The sequence below is a fragment of the Hydrogenophaga sp. L99 genome, assembly GCF_058731905.1.
Window position 1 is genome coordinate 953486 of the sequence record NZ_CM178972.1, and the last position, 17900, is coordinate 971385.

Annotated in this window: 17 protein-coding genes; 13 read left to right on the top strand and 4 right to left on the bottom strand. The window is 64.0% G+C overall.

Going from position 1 to position 17900, the window contains the following annotated elements; translation table 11 throughout:
• Nucleotides 1–12: 12 nt before the first annotated feature.
• The 3 genes from AC4QBL_RS04600 to AC4QBL_RS04610 all read right to left on the bottom strand — a co-directional run bounded on the left by AC4QBL_RS04600 (nt 13) and on the right by AC4QBL_RS04610 (nt 4068).
• On the bottom strand, nt 13–1260 hold the full coding sequence (locus tag AC4QBL_RS04600; RefSeq protein ID WP_472906644.1) for a thiolase family protein: 1248 nt from the start codon (nt 1258–1260) through the stop codon (nt 13–15).
• Nucleotides 1261–1271: 11 nt separating this feature from the next.
• Nucleotides 1272–3140, bottom strand: coding sequence for a feruloyl-CoA synthase (locus AC4QBL_RS04605; RefSeq protein WP_472906645.1), 1869 nt, complete (start codon nt 3138–3140; stop codon nt 1272–1274).
• A gap of 142 nt (nt 3141–3282) precedes the next feature.
• Nucleotides 3283–4068: a crotonase/enoyl-CoA hydratase family protein gene (locus tag AC4QBL_RS04610; RefSeq protein ID WP_472906646.1), complete on the bottom strand. Its 786-nt coding sequence runs from the start codon at nt 4066–4068 to the stop codon at nt 3283–3285.
• Nucleotides 4069–4184: 116 nt separating this feature from the next.
• Between AC4QBL_RS04610 and AC4QBL_RS04615 the strand changes: the two genes are divergently transcribed.
• From AC4QBL_RS04615 to AC4QBL_RS04645, 7 genes are all read left to right on the top strand, one after another.
• Nucleotides 4185–5051: an amidohydrolase family protein gene (locus AC4QBL_RS04615; RefSeq protein ID WP_472899327.1), complete on the top strand. Its 867-nt coding sequence runs from the start codon at nt 4185–4187 to the stop codon at nt 5049–5051.
• Nucleotides 5052–5172: 121 nt separating this feature from the next.
• Nucleotides 5173–5964 carry a GntR family transcriptional regulator gene (locus AC4QBL_RS04620; protein WP_472899326.1) on the top strand — a complete coding sequence of 264 codons (792 nt, stop codon included), beginning with the start codon at nt 5173–5175 and terminating at the stop codon, nt 5962–5964.
• Nucleotides 5965–6039: 75 nt separating this feature from the next.
• Nucleotides 6040–7080 (top strand): TRAP transporter substrate-binding protein, encoded by a 1041-nt coding sequence (locus tag AC4QBL_RS04625; protein WP_472899325.1) that lies wholly within the window; start codon nt 6040–6042, stop codon nt 7078–7080.
• A 461-nt stretch (nt 7081–7541) separates the two neighbouring features.
• On the top strand, nt 7542–8063 hold the full coding sequence (locus tag AC4QBL_RS04630) for a TRAP transporter small permease (protein ID WP_472906647.1): 522 nt from the start codon (nt 7542–7544) through the stop codon (nt 8061–8063).
• A 2-nt stretch (nt 8064–8065) separates the two neighbouring features.
• Nucleotides 8066–9382, top strand: a complete 1317-nt coding sequence (locus AC4QBL_RS04635) for a TRAP transporter large permease (RefSeq protein WP_472899323.1) — start codon at nt 8066–8068, stop codon at nt 9380–9382.
• A 130-nt stretch (nt 9383–9512) separates the two neighbouring features.
• Nucleotides 9513–10484, top strand: coding sequence for a Bug family tripartite tricarboxylate transporter substrate binding protein (locus AC4QBL_RS04640; protein WP_472906696.1), 972 nt, complete (start codon nt 9513–9515; stop codon nt 10482–10484).
• A gap of 349 nt (nt 10485–10833) precedes the next feature.
• Nucleotides 10834–11811: an AEC family transporter gene (locus tag AC4QBL_RS04645; protein WP_472899322.1), complete on the top strand. Its 978-nt coding sequence runs from the start codon at nt 10834–10836 to the stop codon at nt 11809–11811.
• A 39-nt stretch (nt 11812–11850) separates the two neighbouring features.
• On the opposite strand, the gene AC4QBL_RS04650 is transcribed toward AC4QBL_RS04645, so the two are convergent.
• Nucleotides 11851–12759: a LysR substrate-binding domain-containing protein gene (locus AC4QBL_RS04650; RefSeq protein ID WP_472899321.1), complete on the bottom strand. Its 909-nt coding sequence runs from the start codon at nt 12757–12759 to the stop codon at nt 11851–11853.
• An 88-nt stretch (nt 12760–12847) separates the two neighbouring features.
• Here AC4QBL_RS04650 and AC4QBL_RS04655 point away from each other — a divergent pair, with 88 nt between their 5' ends.
• The 6 genes from AC4QBL_RS04655 (at nt 12848) to AC4QBL_RS04680 (ending at nt 17810) form a co-directional block, all read left to right on the top strand.
• A complete protein-coding gene (locus AC4QBL_RS04655) occupies nt 12848–13558 on the top strand; it encodes a substrate-binding domain-containing protein (RefSeq protein ID WP_472899320.1) in 711 nt (236 codons plus the stop codon).
• A gap of 32 nt (nt 13559–13590) precedes the next feature.
• Nucleotides 13591–14637: an amidohydrolase family protein gene (locus tag AC4QBL_RS04660; protein WP_472899319.1), complete on the top strand. Its 1047-nt coding sequence runs from the start codon at nt 13591–13593 to the stop codon at nt 14635–14637.
• Between the two features lie 113 nt (nt 14638–14750).
• On the top strand, nt 14751–15434 hold the full coding sequence (ligK, locus tag AC4QBL_RS04665; RefSeq protein ID WP_472899318.1) for a 4-carboxy-4-hydroxy-2-oxoadipate aldolase/oxaloacetate decarboxylase: 684 nt from the start codon (nt 14751–14753) through the stop codon (nt 15432–15434).
• Nucleotides 15435–15554: 120 nt separating this feature from the next.
• Entirely contained in the window at nt 15555–16487 is a 933-nt protein-coding gene (locus tag AC4QBL_RS04670; RefSeq protein WP_472899317.1) for an amidohydrolase family protein, read from the top strand.
• Nucleotides 16488–16489: 2 nt separating this feature from the next.
• Nucleotides 16490–16930: a protocatechuate 4,5-dioxygenase subunit alpha gene (gene ligA, locus AC4QBL_RS04675; protein ID WP_472899316.1), complete on the top strand. Its 441-nt coding sequence runs from the start codon at nt 16490–16492 to the stop codon at nt 16928–16930.
• Nucleotide 16931: 1 nt separating this feature from the next.
• Nucleotides 16932–17810: a class III extradiol dioxygenase subunit beta gene (locus tag AC4QBL_RS04680; RefSeq protein WP_472899315.1), complete on the top strand. Its 879-nt coding sequence runs from the start codon at nt 16932–16934 to the stop codon at nt 17808–17810.
• The last annotated feature ends 90 nt before the right edge of the window (nt 17811–17900 follow it).

Consider the following 17900-nt stretch of genomic DNA (forward strand, 5'->3'; position numbering starts at 1 on the left):
TCCTTGTGTGTGTCAGATCGAGGTGTTTTCAATGAGCAGGGCAATGCCCTGGCCGCCGCCTACGCAGGCGCTGGAAATGCCGTAGCGCAGACCGCTGCGCTGCAGTTCGCGCGCCAGCGTGAGCGTTAGGCGCACGCCGGTGGCGGCCAGCGGGTGGCCCAGGGCAATGGCGCCGCCGTTGACGTTGAGTTTGCTGAGGTCCAGGCCCAGTTCGCGGCCCACGGCCAGCGTTTGCGCACCCTGGGCTTCGTTGATCTCGAAGCGGCCAATGTCGGCCAGGGTCAGGCCGGTGCGCTCCAGCAGCAGGCGAATGGCCGGTGCCGGGCCGATGCCCATGATCTCAGGCGGCACGCCCACGGCGGCGCAGGCCACCACGCGGGCCAGCGGCTGCTTGCCGTGCGTTTTGGCGTAGGCACCCGACGCCACCACGCAGGCCGCAGCCGCATCCACCAGCGCCGAGCTGTTGCCGCCGGTCTGCACGCCATCTTCAAACACCGCGCGCAGCTTGGCCAGCACCTCTTTGGGCGAGATGCGTGGGTGCGTGTCGGTGGCCACTTCGGTGAGCTTGCCTTGCAGCTTGATGCCGCGCGCCTTGTAGCCCGCCAGCTCGAATTTCTCGGTGATCACCGGGACGATCTCGCCCGCCAAAAAGCCGCTTTCCTGCGCGGCCACGGCCTTGGCAAACGAGTCGGAGGCGAACTGGTCCACCTCGTCGCGGGTGATGCTGTACTTCTTGGCCAGGTTCTCGGCGGTCTGGATCATGTTGATGCCAGCGGCCGGGTCTTTCAGCGCTTCCCACATGTAGTCTTTGAAGCCCACCGGCGAGCCCAGCTTGAAGCCGGTGCGGTGGTCAAACGCGGCAATGGGGTTGCGCGTCATGCTTTCGGTGCCCACCACCAGCGCGGCGTCGCAGGCGCCGCCCTGGATGTGTTCGCCGGCCTGGCGAAACAGCTCGAAGCCGGTGCCACAAATGCGCTGCGCCATGATGGCCGGCACTTCGACCGGGACGCCGGCGTACAGCCCGATGTGGCGCGGCAGAAAGAACTGGTCAAAGTCGCCCGGCGCCATGTTGCCGGTGACGACCGACCCGATGTCGCTGCCCGGCACGCCCGCCCGCTTGAGCGCTTCGCGCGCCGCTTTGATGCCCAGGTCGGTGGGCGAAATGTGGCCCAGCGCCCCGCAGTAATCCACCATGGGGGTGCGCACGCCGTCCAGGATGTGGATGTCGTGGAATCCGTTGAAAAAGCCTTTGGTTGTCATGGTGTGTGCTTTCAGACCGTGGGTTTCAAGATGTAGCGGAGCTCGTCGGTATGCAGGCGCTGCACCGTATCGGCCCTGTGCGTCAGCACGGCCCGCTGGTTGATCGAGCCTTTGTCCGTGATCTCGCCGCGGTCGATGGTGGGCGGGTCGGCCAGCAGGCACATGCGGGCGATGCGGTTGGCGCTGCCGGTGGCGGCGCTGGCCAGGTCGTTTACCACGGTCTGAAAATGCGCCAGCACCGCGGGGTGGTCCAGCACCTCGTGCAGCGACACGTCAGCGGCCAAGCCGCTCAGGTTGCGCACCGCCGCGGTCGGGAACACCATGGCGCCCACTTCTTTCAGGTTGATGCCTGTGAGCACCACGTCCTGAATGAACGGCGCGCCGGCGGCAATGATCTTGGCACGCAGCGGGCCGACGCTCACAAATGTGCCTGTGGCGAGCTTGAAGTCTTCGGCAATGCGGCCGTCAAATTTCAGGCCTTGGTGGATGTCGGTCTCGTCGATCCACTTCACCGCGTCGCCGGTCTTGAAGAAGCCTTCTTCGTCAAACGCGTCGGCGGTCTCGGCGCTCTGGCGCCAGTAGCCGGGTGTGATGTTGGGGCCTTTGTAGCGCACCTCGGTTTTGCCGTCGGTGTCCACCAGCTTCAGCTCCATGCCGGGCGTGGGCAGGCCCAGGTCGCCGGCTTTCACGTTGGGGCTGGTGACGAAAATGCCGAACGGGCCCGACTCCGTCATGCCCAGGCCAGTGCCCATGACGATGCGCTCGCCGATCTCTTGTTCGGCGCTGTCAAACAGGCTGTCCCACACCGGCTGGGCCAGCGCGGCGCCGGCGTAGAAAAACATCTTCACGCGCGACAGCAGCGTCTTGCGCAGCAGGCGCCCCTCGTCGGTGGGCGCCTTCATGGCATGGGCAATGGCTTCAAACCCGGTGGGCACGTTGAAGTACACCGTGGGCGCGATCTCCCGCAGGTTGCGCAGCGTTTCGGCCATCAAGGCGGGCGTGGGTTTGCCGTCGTCAATGTAGAGCGTGCCGCCGTGGTAGACCACCATGCCAAAGTTGTGGTTGCTGCCGAAGGTGTGGTTCCAGGGCAGCCAGTCCACCAACACCAACGGTTCTTCGGCCAGCACCGGCATGGACTCGGCCATTTGCTGCTGGTTGGCGCACCACAGGCGCTGGGTGTTGATCACGGCTTTGGGCATCTTGGTCGAGCCCGAGGTGAACAGGAACTTCGCGATCGTGTCGGGGCCGGTGGCCGCCATGGCAGCGTCCACCGCCGGCGTGGGCTCGGTGGCCAGCAGCGCGGCAAACGAGGTGGTGGCGCGGCCTGGCACGGTGCCTTCGGTGCAGACCAGTTCCACGTCGTCGCCCAAGGTGGCCAGCATGGCGCGGGCGTAGCGGTTGGCGTCGCTGGCAAATACCAGGCCGGGCGTGAGCGTCTTCACCACATGGTGGAGCTTGTCAAAGTCCTGGCTGATGAGCGAGTAGGGCGGTGACGTGGGGCAATAGGCCACGCCCGCATACAGGCAGCCCAGCGCCAGCAGTGCGTGCTCCAGGTCGTTTTCGCTCAAGATCAGTACTGGGCGCTCAGCGCTCAGGCCGCGGTCCAGCAAGCCCTGGCCAATGCGCCGCGCCGCGTCCAGCGCCTGCGCGAAGCTGATGTGGCGCCAGTCACCGGTGCTGCCGTCGGCGTTCTTCACGCGGCGGGCAAACAGGGTCTGGTCGGGCCGTTCTTTCGCCCAGTGCACCAGCCGATCGGTCAGGCGCTCGGGGTAGGGCGGCAGCGCGTTGTCTGCACGCAGGTAATGCACGCCGGTTTCCCCGTCGCGCAGCACAGCGCGGGTGACACCGAAGGTGAGGGGGCGGTATTTCGCGACGGTCATGTCTTGTCTCCGTGTTCTTGTCTGTCTGGCGCGGAAGGTCCGGCGCGCGTGTCTCAACTCAGGGATGCCGAGGAACCGGCTTTGCCGGGCCTCTGGCATCGGCCCCCTTCCAGGGGGATGACGCCGCAGGCGGCGCAGGGGGTTACTTGGAAACTTTTGCCGCCTTGCCTTCCAGGAAAGCCCGCACGCGGGCTTTCGCTTCGGGCGCGCTCTGGGCAATGGAGGCCATCAGCGCTTCGGTAAACAGGCCGTGGTCGCTGGGCTGCTCGGCAATGCGCGGCAAGGCGTGCATCAGCGCGTAATTGGTCAGCGGTGCGTTGCTGGCGATGCGGGTGGCCAGCTCAATCGCTTTGTCCAGCGCGGTGCCGGTGGGCACCAGGTACTGCGCCAGGCCAATGCGTTCGCCGTCGGCGGCGTTGTAAACGCGGCCGGTGAACATCATGTCGGCCATGCGGGCCGCACCAATCAGCTTGGGCACGCGCACCGAGCCGCCGCCGCCCACGAAGATGCCGCGGGTGCCTTCGGGCAGCGCGTAGAAGGTGGACTCGTCCGCCACGCGGATGTGGCAGGCGCTGGCCAGTTCCAGGCCGCCACCCACCACGGCGCCATGCAACGCGGCCACCACCGGCACAGTGCCTTTTTCCACGCAGTCCAGCGCCGCGTGCCACATGCGCGAGTGCAACACGCCTTCACCGGCATCGCGCTCGCTCAGTTCGGACAGGTCCAGCCCGGCGCAAAAATGGTCGCCGTTGCCGTTGACCACGGCGGCCCGCACGCTCTTGGGCAGGTTCTGAAATACGTCCCGAATGGCCAGGATCAGGCCGTCGTTGAGGGCGTTGCGTTTGGTGGCGCGGTTGAGCGTGATCACGGCCACTTCGGCGTGTTCGCCACGCAGGCTCAGGCTCAGGTCGGGGTTGTTGGTGGTCATGGTGTTGCGGTTAAATCGGGCTTGTTGAGTCTCTGCATTATTGTTATAAACAATAACCAAATCAAGTTGCCGACCCCATTTTTCGCACCCGTATTTACCCTTAGAACGGAGACCCCATGGACCACAAAAACCTGATTGCCATCGACATCCACACCCATGCCGAGGTGAGCTGCCGCAACCCGTTTGACAACTATGGCGAGGAGTACGACCGCGCCGCCGACAAATTTTTTGGCAGCAACCGCCGCCCCACCATCGCCGAGACCGTCGCCTACTACCGCGAGCGAAAAATGGGTCTGGTGATGTTCACCGTGGACAGCGAAAGCCAGCTGGGCCGCCGCCGCATTCCCAACGAAGAAATTGCCCAGGCCGCGAGGGAAAACAGCGACATGATGGTGGCCTTTGCCAGCATCGACCCCCACAAAGGCAAGATGGGCGCACGCGAGGCCGAGCGCCTCATCCAAGAGGAAGGCGTGAAAGGCTTCAAGTTTCACCCCACCGTGCAGGGCTACCACCCCTACGACAAGATGGCCTGGCCCATTTACGAGGTGATCAACGCACACAAATTGCCGGCCATTTTTCACACCGGGCACAGCGGTATTGGCAGCGGCATGCGCTGCGGCGGCGGCCTGCGGCTGGAATACAGCAACCCTATGCACCTGGACGACGTGGCGATTGACTTCCCCGACATGCAGATCGTGATGGCGCACCCCAGCTTCCCCTGGCAGGACGAGGCGCTGAGCGTGGCCACGCACAAGCCCAACGTGTGGATTGATCTGAGCGGCTGGAGCCCGAAGTACTTCCCCAAGCAACTCGTGCAATACGCCAACACGCTGCTCAAAGACCGCGTCCTGTTTGGCAGCGACTACCCGTTGATCACGCCCGAGCGCTGGATGAAAGACTTTGAAGTAGCCGGCTTCAAGCCCGAGGTGATGCCCGGCATTCTGAAGGGCAACGCCGTGCGCCTGCTGGGTTTGGCCGACTGAGCGGCAGAGCGGCTGCGCCGTGCGGTCGGCGGCGGTGGCTTGGATACAGAAAGTTATGGATTACCCTGATTTGGAGGCGAATCAGGCAAAAAGTCCATTTTTCTGTATACATTGCAGGCCCATGAACACCGCCGCAGCCGAATGGCCCGAAGCCCCAGGAACGCCCTTTGCCGCCAGCGGCGAGAGCGTGCAGGTGCGGGCGCTGTTGCAGTTGCGCGAGCTGATCCTGTCGGGCGAGCTGCCCGGTGGCACCCGCATTGCCGAGTTGGCCATCGTCGAGCGGCTGGGGGTGTCACGCACCCCGGTGCGGGCGGCGCTGCTGCGGCTGGAGCAAGAGGGGTTGCTGCAAGCCTTGCCCAGCGGCGGCTACAGCGTGCAGTTGTTCACCGAGCGCGACATTGCCGACGGTATTGAACTGCGCGGCACGCTGGAAGGTTTGCTGGCCCGGCTGGCGGCCGAGCGGGGCGCGCCAGCGGCGCTGCTGACGCAGGCCCGCCAGTGCCTGGCGCATATTGATGTGGCGCTGGCCACACCCACGCTGGACGACGAAAAGTTTTCCAGCTACGTGGCACTCAACAGCCGTTTTCATGGGCTGCTGTACGAGATGGCTGCCAGCCCCACCATTGCCCGCCAGCTGGAGCGCGCCGCCAGCCTGCCTTTTGCTTCGCCCTCCGGGTTTGTGGTGCTGCAGTCGCATTCTTCGCGCGCACGCGACATGCTGGTGGTGGCGCAAGACCAGCACCGCCAGGTGCTCGACGCCATTGAACAGCGCGAGGGTGCGCGGGCCGAGTCCATCATGCGCGAGCACTCGCGCCTGGCCCGCCGCAACCTCGCTGAAGTGCTGGCAGGCCACGCGCCCGAGCGGGTGCCGGCGTGTATGCCGTCTTTCAAGTTGATTCGCCGCCGCCCGTGAGGGCGGTCCCATCATTCGGTCAGGCGTCTTCACACGCCTTGTTTATTTCACCCGCGTTTTTTACAGGAGACAACCATGAAATTCATCCCCCGTCGAACCGCACTGGCCGCCCTGGGTGCCGTTGCCACCACCTTGCTGGCCGGGCCCGTGGCCGCGCAGCAGGTGGTAACCCTGCGTCTGCACCAGATGCTGCCGCCGCAAGCCACCATTCCAGCCAAAGCGCTGATTCCGTGGGCGCAAAAGGTAGAGGCCGAGTCCGGCGGCAAGATCAAGGTGCAGCTGTTCCACGCCATGGCGTTGGGCGGCGCGCCACCGCAGCTGTTTGACCAGGCCCGCGACGGCGTGGTGGACCTGACCTGGACCGTGCTGGGTTACACCCCGGGCCGCTTCAACAAGGCCGAAGTGTTTGAACTGCCGTTCATGAGCGGCTCGGCCGAGCAGTCGTCCCAGGCGTTTCAGGAATACGTCGAAAAGTTTGCTGCCGACGAATTTCGCTCGGTCAAGCTGATTGCTGTGCACACGCACGGCCCCGGACTGTTCCACACCAAAACCCCCGTGACCGGGCTGGAGAGCCTGCGCGGCATGAAAGTGCGCGGCGGCTCGCGCATCATCAACAACATGCTGACCAAGTTGGGCGCCACGCCCGTGGGCATGCCGGTGCCCGCCGTGACCGAAGCGCTGTCCAAAGGCGTGATCGACGGCACCACCATTCCGTGGGAAGTGACGCCAGCCCTGAAAGTGAGCGAGCTGGTGAAAAACCACACCACCTTTGCCGGTGACCGCGGGCTCTACACCCAGACGTTCGCGTTTTCCATGAACCGAGCTTCTTACGACAAGCTGCCGGCCGATCTTAAGAAGGTCATCGACAACAACTCGGGCATTCCAGCTGCGGCTATGTTTGGCCGCGCCATGGACGAGGGCGACAAGGCCGGCCGTGCCATTGCCGAGAAGGCAGGCAACAACATCGTGGCGCTGGACGTTGCCGAGACGCAGCGCTGGCGCCGCACGGCTGCCACCGTTGAAACCGACTGGATCAACGAAGTGAAGGCCAAGAACATCGACGGTGCCAAGCTGGCTGCCGAAGCCCGCGCGCTGATTGCCAAGTACAGCAAATAAGCCTGTGGTGCTGTGGCCATGGTTCGCCATGGCTCTGGCGGGGTTGTCCGGCGCATGCCGGGCAACCCTTTTTTGTTGCCGTGTCAGACGGGGTGTGGGCTGGCGCGAACACCGTGGCGTTCCCAGGTGTGGTGCGCGTGGCCCTTGCGAGGGCCACAGTCTTATGCTGAATATCGATGGTTCGATTTGAGGCATGCTTTTTTGATATAGCTGAAAGACACCCTCGGGTCTGGTTGCGGTGTACAAAAAGGCGCACATTGCAAGGCCGCATTGGAGCACCGCGTGGCGTTTGCCGCCGCCCGGTCCGTCGAAGCACAGCATATTTCGATAAGTGAAACTGGTTTTACGATAAGAAATTGTCGGCTATAGTCTTGGGCTCGCCCCAAGGCGCGCCATTGGCTATGTAAAAGGCTGGGCGACAATCTCCCTCCCCGACGCCCATCCACCACAAGGACCCGTTGATGATTGACTGGATATACAGGTTAGCCAAATGGACCGCGATTGCCGGCGGTGTCATGTTGAGCGCCTTGACGCTCATGGTGGTGGCCAGTGTGGCCGGGCGCGCTTTGATTGGCGTGGGCCTGGGGCCTGTGCCGGGCGACTTTGAGCTGGTCGAGGTGGGTGTGGGTATTGCCATCTTTTTCTTCATGCCCTGGTGCTACCTGCGCGGCGGCCATGCCACGGTGGACCTGCTCTACATGCACATACCGCGCTGGGCGCAAAAGGCGATCGACACCCTCAGCGACGTCTTGATGCTGCTGGTCTGGCTCATGCTGACCTGGAAGCTCTGGGACGGCCTGGTGGAGAAGAAGGAATACATGGAAACCACCTTCATCTTGCAGATGCCGGTGTGGTGGGCCTATGCCCTGTGCTTCGTGGGTGCGGTGATTGGCTGCGCTTGCTACATCGCCAAAACCCTGACCCAGCTGGGTCTGGCGTCCGAGCCCAAGGGCTGGACCACCGAAGCCAACGCGGGACACTGAACATGAGCAACGTCGAACTCGCCCTCTGGTCTTTCCCGGTCCTGCTGTTCCTGATCTTCATCCGCATTCCGATTGGCTTGTCCATGCTGGTGTGCGGCCTGGCGGGCGCCTGGGTGGTGTACGGCTCGTACGTGCCCATCCTGAACCAGCTCAAGCAGGTCACCTACAGCACCTTTTCCAGCTACTCGCTGTCGGTCATTCCGTTGTTTCTGCTCATGGGGCAGTTTGCGGCGCTGGGCGGCTTGTCCCAAGCCCTGTTCAAGGCGGCTGAAGCCTGGATTGGTCACCGCAAAGGTGGCGTGGCCATGGCCGCGGTGGGCGCCTGCGCGGGCTTTGGTGCCATTTGCGGCTCTTCGCTGGCCACAGCGGCCACCATGGGCCAGGTGGCCCTGCCCGAGCTCAAGCGGGCCGGTTACGCCGGCGGTATTTCCACCGCCGCGCTGGCCGCTGGCGGCACGCTGGGCATTCTGATTCCGCCGTCGGTGGTGCTGGTGATCTACGCGATCTTGACCGAGCAAAACATCGCCAAGCTGTTCCTGGCCGCGTTTGTGCCCGGCATCCTGGCCGCCATCGGTTACATGATCGTGATCGCCGTGTATGCCCGGGTGAAGCCCAACGAAGTGGGTTCCATGGCCCCCATGCCCATGAAAGACCGCTGGATTGCCACGGCCAAGGTGTGGCCGGTCATGCTGATCTTCATTGCGGTGGTGGGCGGTATTTACACCGGCTTGTTCACGCCCACCGAGGGCGCGGCCATTGGCGCGTTTGGCACCGGCCTGGCGGCCTGGTTCAGCGGCGGCCTGAACCGAAAGACCTTGATGGGGGCCATTTTGGGCACCGCGGTTGCCACCGGCATGATTTTCATGATCGTGCTGGGCGCCGGCGTGTACAACACCTTTCTGGCGCTGTCACAGCTGCCGCAAGAGGCCGCGCAAATGGTGGCCGGCTCGGGGCTGAACCCCTGGGTGGTGCTGGTGTGTGTGCTGCTGCTGTACGTGGTGCTGGGTTGTTTTATGGACTCGCTGTCCATGATCCTGCTGACCATTCCGGTGTTTTTCCCCATCGTGTCGGTGCTCGACTTTGGCCTGCCACCCGAAGAGTTCGCCATCTGGTTCGGCATTCTGGTGCTGATCGTGGTCGAGGTGGGGCTGATCACGCCGCCGGTGGGCATGAACCTGTTTGTCATCAACTCGATGGCCCGCGACACCCCCATCACCCAGACTTACCGGGCCATCATGCCGTTCGTGGCCAGCGACTTCATTCGCACCGCGATTCTGGTGGCATTCCCCGGCATCACACTGTTTGTGTTGCGGCTGTAGGCAGTGCCCATAGCAAGATGGCATAACAGAAAGGGCTTGCCCCGCGTTGCAGTCCCTACACATTGGCGCTAAATTGCGTTCGACCTTTCGTCCTTGAAACTGGAGACATTACTTGAAAAAAAAGCCAACGATGAGCCGCCGAACCCTGCTTGGTAGTGTCTTAGCCGCCACAGCGCTCGGCTTTAGTGTTCCTGCCGCTGCGCAAGGCTTTCCCAGCAAGAATATCCGCATTGTGGTGCCGTTTGGTGCTGGCGGTGCCGGCGATCTGACTGCGCGCACGGTCGCCGCTGAGATGAGCAAATCGCTCGGTCGTCCCGTGATGATCGAGAACCGCCCGGGCGCTGGTGGTGTCGTGGCTGCGGAAAGCGTAGCCCGCGCCGAGCCTGATGGCCACACCCTGTTTCTCATGTCCAACGGAACGGCCGTTACGGCCGGGCTGTTCAAAAGTCTGCCTTACGATACGGTAAAAGATTTCGCTCCAGTGTCTACGCTAGGCACCTTTGACATGGTGGTGGTGGTGCCAAGCGATTCGCCTTTCAACACCCTAGGTGAACTGGTTCGGTTTGCCAAGGCCAACCCTGGCAGGCTCAACGTAGGCAGCATCAACATTGGCAGCACGCAAAACCTGGCAGCCGAACTGTTCAAAAGCACAGCCGATATAGAGGTGCAAATCGTGCCGTTCAACGGGACTCCAGCACTGATTGGTGCTTTGCGCGGCAAGCAGGTGGATGTGGGTGTTGAAATTTTGGGCCCTGCGCTAGCGCAGATCCGCGCAGGTACTTTGCGGGCACTGGCGCTCACTGGGCCCAAGCGTTCCACCATGCTGCCTGATGTACCGACCGCTGTGGAGCAGGGTGTCAAGGGTTATGTAGCCACTTCATGGAACGGCCTGGCCGTACCCGCAAAGACCCCGCGCGAGGTGGTCCTGCGGTTGAACCAGAGCATCAACGCAGCATTGGAAAACACCGAGGTTCGCAAGAAGCTGGCGGATCTGAACATCGACCCCGACGGCAGTACGCCCGAGCAGGCGGCCGAGTTGCTTGCCGCTGACATCAAACGCTGGAGTGGTGTGATTGAGCGAGCGGGTATTCCGAAGCAGTGAGCCCACGGTGGGTTGTGACGTAACTTCCTTGCGCGCGGGTCTAAAGTTGGTAGGTGTGGGTGCTGCGCCTCTTCGTTGCGGGCGTTCAGGTTTCCGCCACCTGCAGGCGGGACTTCGCCGAACATCCGCGCGCGGTCGACCGCAACTCCGAACCCACTGGTGTCGCCGACTGAGAGGCTGAGGGATTCTTCCTCATGCCCGTGCACCGCATCAAAGTACACGCAGATTGGCGTTGCAAATGGGCGCCCTGTACCGATATATGGGTGTGCTTTGCGCCTCAATCGGGTGCGTTTTGAGGCGTTGCTCGGTCACGCCCAAAAAACGCTCAGTCTCTGAGACCTGTTAACCCATGCTCGATATCCTGGCCATCACCGGTCCGATTTACCTGTGCATCGCGGCCGGCTTCGCCAGCGTGCGCTGGGGCCTGTTCAGCAAAGCCGACATGCGCGTGTTTGGCAAATTCGTGATCCAGATTGCCTTGCCGGCCCTGTTGTTCAACGCGCTGGCTTCGCGCCCGCTGGGTGAGGTGCTGCACTGGGGCTATCTGCTGGCGTTCACCGGCGGTTCGCTGGTGCTGATGTTGGGTGCCTTGCTGTACGCCTGGCGCGTGCAGGGCCGCGGCCTGACCGAGAGCGCCTATGTGGCCATGGGCATGACCTGTTCCAACAGCGGTTATGTGGGCTACCCCGTGATGCTGCTGACCTTCGGGCCGCTGGCCGGCGTGATCCTGGCGCTCAACCTGATCGTTGAAAACATCATCAAGCTGCCCCTGTTGTTCACGTTGGCCGATGCGGGTGCGGCCCGCGAAGGACAGGGCCGGCTGACGCTGTGGCAGGCCTTGCGCGAAACGGCTGGGCGCTTGGTGCGCAACCCGATGATCGTGGCGATTTTTGCCGGCTTCGCTGTGGCCCTCACCGGGTGGCAGCTGCCGTCGGTGCTGCAGCGCACGGTGACCCTGTTCTCGGCCGCCAGTGGCGGGCTGGCGCTGTTCATCATTGGCGGCACGCTGGTGGGGCTGGAGGTGAAGGGCTTGCGCCGCCAGGTGTCGCTCATTGCGGTGGGCAAGCTGCTGCTGCACCCCTTGGCGGTGTGGGTGGCGGTGCTGCTGCTGCCGCTGCTGGGCCTGCCGGCGGTGCAGGGCGATCTGCGCGCGGCGGTGGTGTTGTCGGCAGCCATGCCCATGCTGGGGATCTATTCGCTGCTGGCCCAGCGCCACGGCTTCGAGGGCTTTACCGCAGCGGCCTTGTTGGCGGCCACTGGCGCCTCGTTCTTCACGCTCAGTGCCATCCTGTGGCTCATGCGGCACAGCGCTGGCTGGCTGACCTGACGGTGGCCGCTTTCGGACGGCCAAATGGGCCAGGCGTGTTCAGCGAGAGGCGTTCAGCGTGTCCAGCGTGTGCTGGATCAGCGCCAGCGTGGTCTGCTGCGTGAGCGTGGCCGGGCGCTGCGAGCTCGTGGCCAGGCACAGGCGGGTGCGCAAGGGCGGATCGGTGGCGCGCATCTGGTAGCTGGACGGCCGAATCGAGCTGGCCACCGCGTTGCGCGAGAGCAGGGCGGCGCCGGCGCCGTCGGTCACCAGGTCCAGAATGGCCGACACGCCGTCAATCTCCAGCGCCACGATGGGTCGGCAGCCGATGTTGGCCATCTCGGTTTCCACGTGCATGCGCACGGCGTTGGGCCGGCTCGGAATCACCAGCGGCAGCGCGGCCACATCGCGCAGCGCCATGGGGCCGGGTGGCGGGTCTTCGGGCAGGCCCGGCGGTCTGGGCTGTATCAACACCAACTCCTCGTCCTGCAGTGGGGTAATGTCGATTTCAGGCGCCGGCTGCGCGTTGTACAGCACGGCAATGTCCAGCCGCCCGGTGGTCAGCCATTCCTGCATGGTCACCGACAGGCCTTCGCTGATGGAAATGCTGGCCTCGGGCAACTGGGCGCGAAAGGCCCGCGTGAGCGGCACCGTGAGCACCCGCGCCAGGCTGGGCGGCAGGCCAATGGCCACGCGCCCCGCCAGCGCGCCGCGCACCCGGCCCAGCTCTTCGCGGGCGCGCTCCACCTGGTGCAAAATGCCGCGCCCGTGTTCCAGCAACAGCTTGCCCGCTTCGGTGGGCGTGGCGCCCCGGCCGTTGCGCACCAACAGGTTTTGCCGCAGCTCCACTTCCAGCAGCCGCACCTGGCGCGACAACGCGGGCTGCGCCACGTCCAGCGCCATGGCGGCGCGGGTGAAGCTGCCCAGCTCGGCCACGCGCACAAAATATTCCAGCTGTTTGAGGTCCATGGCAGGGGTGACGGTTATATCAAAATGGAATGACTAATAGTATGGTATTCCACTTGTGATTTGGCTGATGATCGCGACAATCGGGTCCATGACCACACCCCACCTGCCTGGTTCTGCGCCGATTCGCGGCATTTCTTCCATGGCCACCCGCCAGGTGCTGGCCGAGCTGGTGTCCGCGTTTGAGCAGCGCAGCGGCGCCTCGGTGGCGATCGAGTCGGTGGGGGGCGTGGACGCGGCCAAGCGCGTGATGGCCGACGAGCCTTTTGACCTGGTGGTGCTGGCTTCTGATGCCCTGCACAAGCTGGCTGCGGCGGGCAAGTTGCTGCCAGGCAGTGTGGTGGACCTGGTGCATTCGGGTGTGGCCGTGGCCGTCAAAGCCGGCGCCGCTGAGCCCGATATCGGTTCGGAAGACACCGTGCGCCAGGCGGTGCGGGGCGCTCGCACCATTAGCTATTCCACCGGCCCCAGTGGGGTAGCGCTGGCCGCCTTGTTTGAGCGCTGGGGCTTGACCGACGCGTTGCGCGACCGCATTGTGCAGGCCCCACCCGGCGTGCCCGTGGGGACGCTGGTGGCACGCGGTGACGTGGAGCTGGGCTTTCAGCAACTCAGCGAACTGCTGCATGTGCAGGGCATCACCTTGCTGGGGCCGCTGCCGCCCGAGATCCAGATCACCACCATCTTTTCAGCCGGCGTGTGCGCTGCTGCGGCCCAGCCCGACGCGGCCCGCGCCTTGATCGCGTTCATGGCCTCCAGCGAAGCCGCCGACGCCAAGCGGCGCCAAGGCATGGAACCCGCCTGATTTTTCTTGTTGACCCTTCACAACCCACACCCATGAGCCAACAAAAACCCCTCATCATCGACTGCCACGGCCACTACACCACCGCCCCCAAGGCGCTGGAGAACTGGCGCAACGCGCAGATCGCCGGTATCAAAGACCCAGCCATGATGCCCAAGGTGAGTGATCTGAAAATCAGTGACGACGAACTGCGCGAGTCCATCGAGACCAACCAGCTCAAGCTGATGAAAGAGCGCGGCTCGGACATCACCATATTCAGCCCGCGCGCCAGCTTCATGGCCCACCACATTGGCGACTTCAACATCAGCTCCACCTGGGCCGCCATTTGCAACGAGCTCTGCTACCGTGTGAGCCAGCTGTTCCCAGACCACTTCATTCCCGCCGCCATGCTGCCGCAGAGCCCGGGCGTGGACCCGGCCACCTGCATCCCCGAGTTAGAGCGCTGCGTCAAGGAATACGGCAACGTGGGCATCAACCTGAACCCCGATCCGTCGGGTGGCCACTGGACCAGCCCGCCGCTGTCCGACCGCGCCTGGTACCCCATCTACGAGAAGATGGTCGAGTACGACATTCCGGCCATGGTGCATGTGAGCACCAGCTGCAACGCCTGCTTTCACACCACCGGCGCCCACTACCTGAACGCCGACACCACGGCCTTCATGCAGTGCCTGACCAGCGATCTGTTCACCGATTTCCCCACCCTGAAATTCATCATTCCGCACGGCGGCGGCGCGGTGCCTTACCACTGGGGTCGTTTCCGGGGCCTGGCGCAGGAGCTCAAGAAGCCGCTGCTGAAAGACCACCTGCTCAACAACATCTTTTTTGACACCTGCGTCTACCACCAGCCGGGCATCGACCTGCTGACCAAGGTGATCCCGGTGGACAACATCCTGTTCGCCTCGGAAATGATCGGCGCAGTGCGCGGCATCGACCCCGAGACCGGCTATTACTTCGACGACACCAAACGCTACATCGAGGCGAGCACCATCGTTGTGGGTTATGACCGCTACAAGGTGTACGAAGGCAACGCGCGGCGCGTGTTCCCGCGCCTGGACGCCGCGCTCAACGCGAAGGGTCTCTGACTTTCTCCTTCCCCTTCTGGGGGAAGGCAGGGATGGGGGCAGGCGCACCGCGAGCCCCCACCCAACCCTCCCCCAGAGGGGGAGGGCCTCAAACAAACCCAGGAGAAAAGACCATGTACGAACTCGGCGTTGTTTACCGCAACATCACCCGTGCCGACCGCGCAGCCGCCGACGGCCTGGCCGCCTTGGGCTCGGCCACCGTGCACGAAGCCATGGGCCGAGTGGGCCTGCTCAAACCCTACATGCGGCCCATCCAGACCGGTGTACAGGTCTCGGGCACGGCCATCACCGTGTTGCTGCAGCCTGGTGACAACTGGATGATGCACGTCGCGGCCGAGCAGATTCAGCCCGGCGACATCGTGGTCGCCACGGTCACGGCCGATTGCACCGACGGTTACTTTGGTGACCTGCTGGCCACCAGCTTCCAGGCGCGTGGCGCTCGCGGCCTGATCATCGACGCCGGCGTGCGCGACGTGAAGACGCTCAAGGAAATGAACTTCCCGGTGTGGAGCAAGTGCATCAGCAGCAAGGGCACCATCAAGGCCACGCTGGGTTCGGTGAACATCCCCATCGTCTGTGCCGGCATGCTGGTGAGCCCCGGCGACGTGATCGTGGCCGACGACGACGGCGTGGTCTGTGTGCCGGCCGCACGTGCGGCGGACACGCTGGCCGCCGCCATCAAGCGCGAGAGCTTCGAGGGCGAGAAGCGCGACAAGCTGGCCTCGGGCGTGCTGGGGCTGGACATGTACAAGATGCGCGAGCCGCTGGCCGCAGCAGGGCTGAAATACATCGACTGAACGCCATACCATCCGTTCGCCCTGAGCCTGTCGAAGGCCTGTATGCCGATCATCCTGAGCTTGTCGAAGGACAGGCTCAGCCCGAACGGAGGTTTGTCACACTGAAAGCAGAGATCAAACATGAGCAAACCCACTTCCGGTGACTTCACCAAAACCGCGGGCTGGATGGACTGGTACACCGGCCCTTCCAAACCCCGCTTTCAGCTGCCCGCCGGCGCGGTGGACGCGCACTGCCACGTGTTCGGCCCGGGGGCCGAGTTTCCCTACGCACCCGAGCGCAAGTACACGCCATGCGACGCGAGCAAGCACGAGCTGTACGCGCTGCGCGACCACCTGGGTTTTGCCCGCAACGTGATCGTGCAGGCCACTTGCCACGGTGCCGACAACCGCGCCATGGTGGACGCTTGCGTGTCCAGTGGCGGCAAGGCGCGTGGCGTGGCCACGGTCAAGCGCTCGGTGACCGATGACGAACTGCAGGCCATGCACGCCGCCGGTGTGCGCGGCGTGCGCTTCAATTTTGTCAAGCGCCTGGTCGACTTCACGCCCAAGGACGAGCTGATGGAGATCGCCGGCCGCATCGCGAAGCTGGGCTGGCACGTGGTGATCTACTTCGAGGCGGTGGACCTGCCCGAGCTGTGGGACTTTTTCACCGCCCTGCCCACCACCGTGGTGGTGGACCATATGGGCCGGCCCGATGTGTCGCTGCCGGTGGACGGCCCGCAGTTCGCGCTGTTTGAAAAGTTCATGCGCGAGCACACCAATGTGTGGAGCAAGGTGAGCTGCCCCGAGCGTCTGTCGGTCACCGGCCCCAAGGCGCTGAGCGGCGAGCAGAACGCTTACACCGACGTGATCCCGTTTGCGAAACGCATCGTCGAGCAGTTCCCCGACCGCGTGCTCTGGGGCACTGACTGGCCGCACCCCAACCTCAAGGACCACATGCCCGATGACGGCCTGCTGGTCGATTTCATCCCGCACATCGCGCCCACGGCCGAGCTTCAGCAGAAGCTGCTGGTGGACAACCCGATGCGTCTCTACTGGCCTGAGGAGGTTTGAACATGTCTCTCGATAAACCCTACCTGGACGTGCCGGGCACGATCATTTTTGATGCCGAGCAAAGCCGCAAGGGCTACTGGCTCAACCAGTTCTGCATGTCGCTCATGAAGGCCGAGAACCGCGAGCGTTTCAAGGCCGACCAGCGCGCCTACCTCGACGAATGGCCGATGACCGAAGAGCAGAAACAGGCCGTGCTGGCGCGCGACCTCAACTGGTGCATGCGCACCGGCGGCAACATTTACTTCCTGGCCAAGATCGGCGCCACCGACGGCCTGAGCTTCCAGCAAATGGCCGGCTCCATGACCGGCATGACCGAAGCCGAGTACCGCAACATGATGGTCAGCGGCGGCCGTTCCGTGGAAGGCAACCGATACGTCGGTGAGGACGGCGACGCGCAAGAGAAAAACCAGCCCCAGGGCGCCGCAGGCAAGAAAGGCAACTGACATGGCACGCATCACCGCATCCGTTTTCACCTCCCATGTGCCCGCCATCGGCGCGGCCCTGGACCTGCACAAAACCCAGGAGGACTACTGGAAGCCCGTGTTCGCGGGCTACGACTACTCCAAGCAGTGGATGAAGGACAACAAGCCCGACGTCATCTTCCTCGTCTACAACGACCACGCCACGGCCTTCAGCCTGGAGATGATTCCCACCTTTGCCATCGGCACGGCGGCCGAGTTCACGCCGGCCGACGAGGGCTGGGGCCCGCGCCCGGTGCCCAAGGTCATCGGCCACCCGGACCTGGCCTCGCACATCGCGCAGAGCGTGATCCAGCAGGACTTCGACCTCACCATCGTCAACAAGATGGACGTGGACCACGGCCTGACCGTGCCGCTGTCGCTGATGTGCGGCGAGCTCGATCCGGTCAAGGACGCCTGGCCCTGCCCGGTGATCCCGTTCGCGGTCAACGTGGTGCAGTACCCGGTGCCTTCGGGCAAGCGCTGCTTCATGCTCGGCCAGGCCATCCGCAAGGCGGTGGAAAGCTACGACGAAGACCTGAACGTGCACATCTGGGGCACGGGCGGCATGAGCCACCAGCTGCAGGGCGCGCGTGCAGGCCTGATCAACCGCGAGTGGGACAACGCCTGGCTTGACCAGATGATTGCCGACCCTGTGGCGTGTGCCAACACGCCGCACATCGACTACGTGCGCGAAGCCGGCAGCGAGGGCATTGAACTCGTGATGTGGCTGATCGCCCGCGGCGCGATGTCCGACATCGTGGACGGCAAGGTGCAGGGGCCTGCGCCCGTCGTCAAGCACCGCTTCTACCATGTGCCCGCCAGCAACACCGCCGTGGGCCACCTGATCCTCGAAAATCAATAAACCCGTTCGCCCTGAGCTTGTCGAAGGGCTCGTACCAACACCCGGGCCAGGCTTCGACAAGCTCAGCCCGAACGGAGCAGAAAGAAACAA

What these genes read in the sequence shown, in the direction of transcription:
- ligK (WP_472899318.1), top strand. Translation starts at nt 14,751, where the DNA reads ATGTACGAACTCGGCGTTGTTTACCGCAACATCACCCGTGCCGACCGC.
- AC4QBL_RS04640 (WP_472906696.1), top strand. Translation starts at nt 9,513, where the DNA reads ATGAGCCGCCGAACCCTGCTTGGTAGTGTCTTAGCCGCCACAGCGCTC.
- AC4QBL_RS04610 (WP_472906646.1), bottom strand. Translation starts at nt 4,068, where the DNA reads ATGACCACCAACAACCCCGACCTGAGCCTGAGCCTGCGTGGCGAACAC.
- AC4QBL_RS04680 (WP_472899315.1), top strand. Translation starts at nt 16,932, where the DNA reads ATGGCACGCATCACCGCATCCGTTTTCACCTCCCATGTGCCCGCCATC.
- AC4QBL_RS04605 (WP_472906645.1), bottom strand. Translation starts at nt 3,140, where the DNA reads ATGACCGTCGCGAAATACCGCCCCCTCACCTTCGGTGTCACCCGCGCT.
- AC4QBL_RS04600 (WP_472906644.1), bottom strand. Translation starts at nt 1,260, where the DNA reads ATGACAACCAAAGGCTTTTTCAACGGATTCCACGACATCCACATCCTG.
- AC4QBL_RS04620 (WP_472899326.1), top strand. Translation starts at nt 5,173, where the DNA reads ATGAACACCGCCGCAGCCGAATGGCCCGAAGCCCCAGGAACGCCCTTT.
- AC4QBL_RS04635 (WP_472899323.1), top strand. Translation starts at nt 8,066, where the DNA reads ATGAGCAACGTCGAACTCGCCCTCTGGTCTTTCCCGGTCCTGCTGTTC.
- AC4QBL_RS04655 (WP_472899320.1), top strand. Translation starts at nt 12,848, where the DNA reads ATGACCACACCCCACCTGCCTGGTTCTGCGCCGATTCGCGGCATTTCT.
- AC4QBL_RS04630 (WP_472906647.1), top strand. Translation starts at nt 7,542, where the DNA reads ATGATTGACTGGATATACAGGTTAGCCAAATGGACCGCGATTGCCGGC.
- AC4QBL_RS04650 (WP_472899321.1), bottom strand. Translation starts at nt 12,759, where the DNA reads ATGGACCTCAAACAGCTGGAATATTTTGTGCGCGTGGCCGAGCTGGGC.
- AC4QBL_RS04625 (WP_472899325.1), top strand. Translation starts at nt 6,040, where the DNA reads ATGAAATTCATCCCCCGTCGAACCGCACTGGCCGCCCTGGGTGCCGTT.
- AC4QBL_RS04645 (WP_472899322.1), top strand. Translation starts at nt 10,834, where the DNA reads ATGCTCGATATCCTGGCCATCACCGGTCCGATTTACCTGTGCATCGCG.
- AC4QBL_RS04660 (WP_472899319.1), top strand. Translation starts at nt 13,591, where the DNA reads ATGAGCCAACAAAAACCCCTCATCATCGACTGCCACGGCCACTACACC.
- AC4QBL_RS04615 (WP_472899327.1), top strand. Translation starts at nt 4,185, where the DNA reads ATGGACCACAAAAACCTGATTGCCATCGACATCCACACCCATGCCGAG.
- AC4QBL_RS04670 (WP_472899317.1), top strand. Translation starts at nt 15,555, where the DNA reads ATGAGCAAACCCACTTCCGGTGACTTCACCAAAACCGCGGGCTGGATG.
- ligA (WP_472899316.1), top strand. Translation starts at nt 16,490, where the DNA reads ATGTCTCTCGATAAACCCTACCTGGACGTGCCGGGCACGATCATTTTT.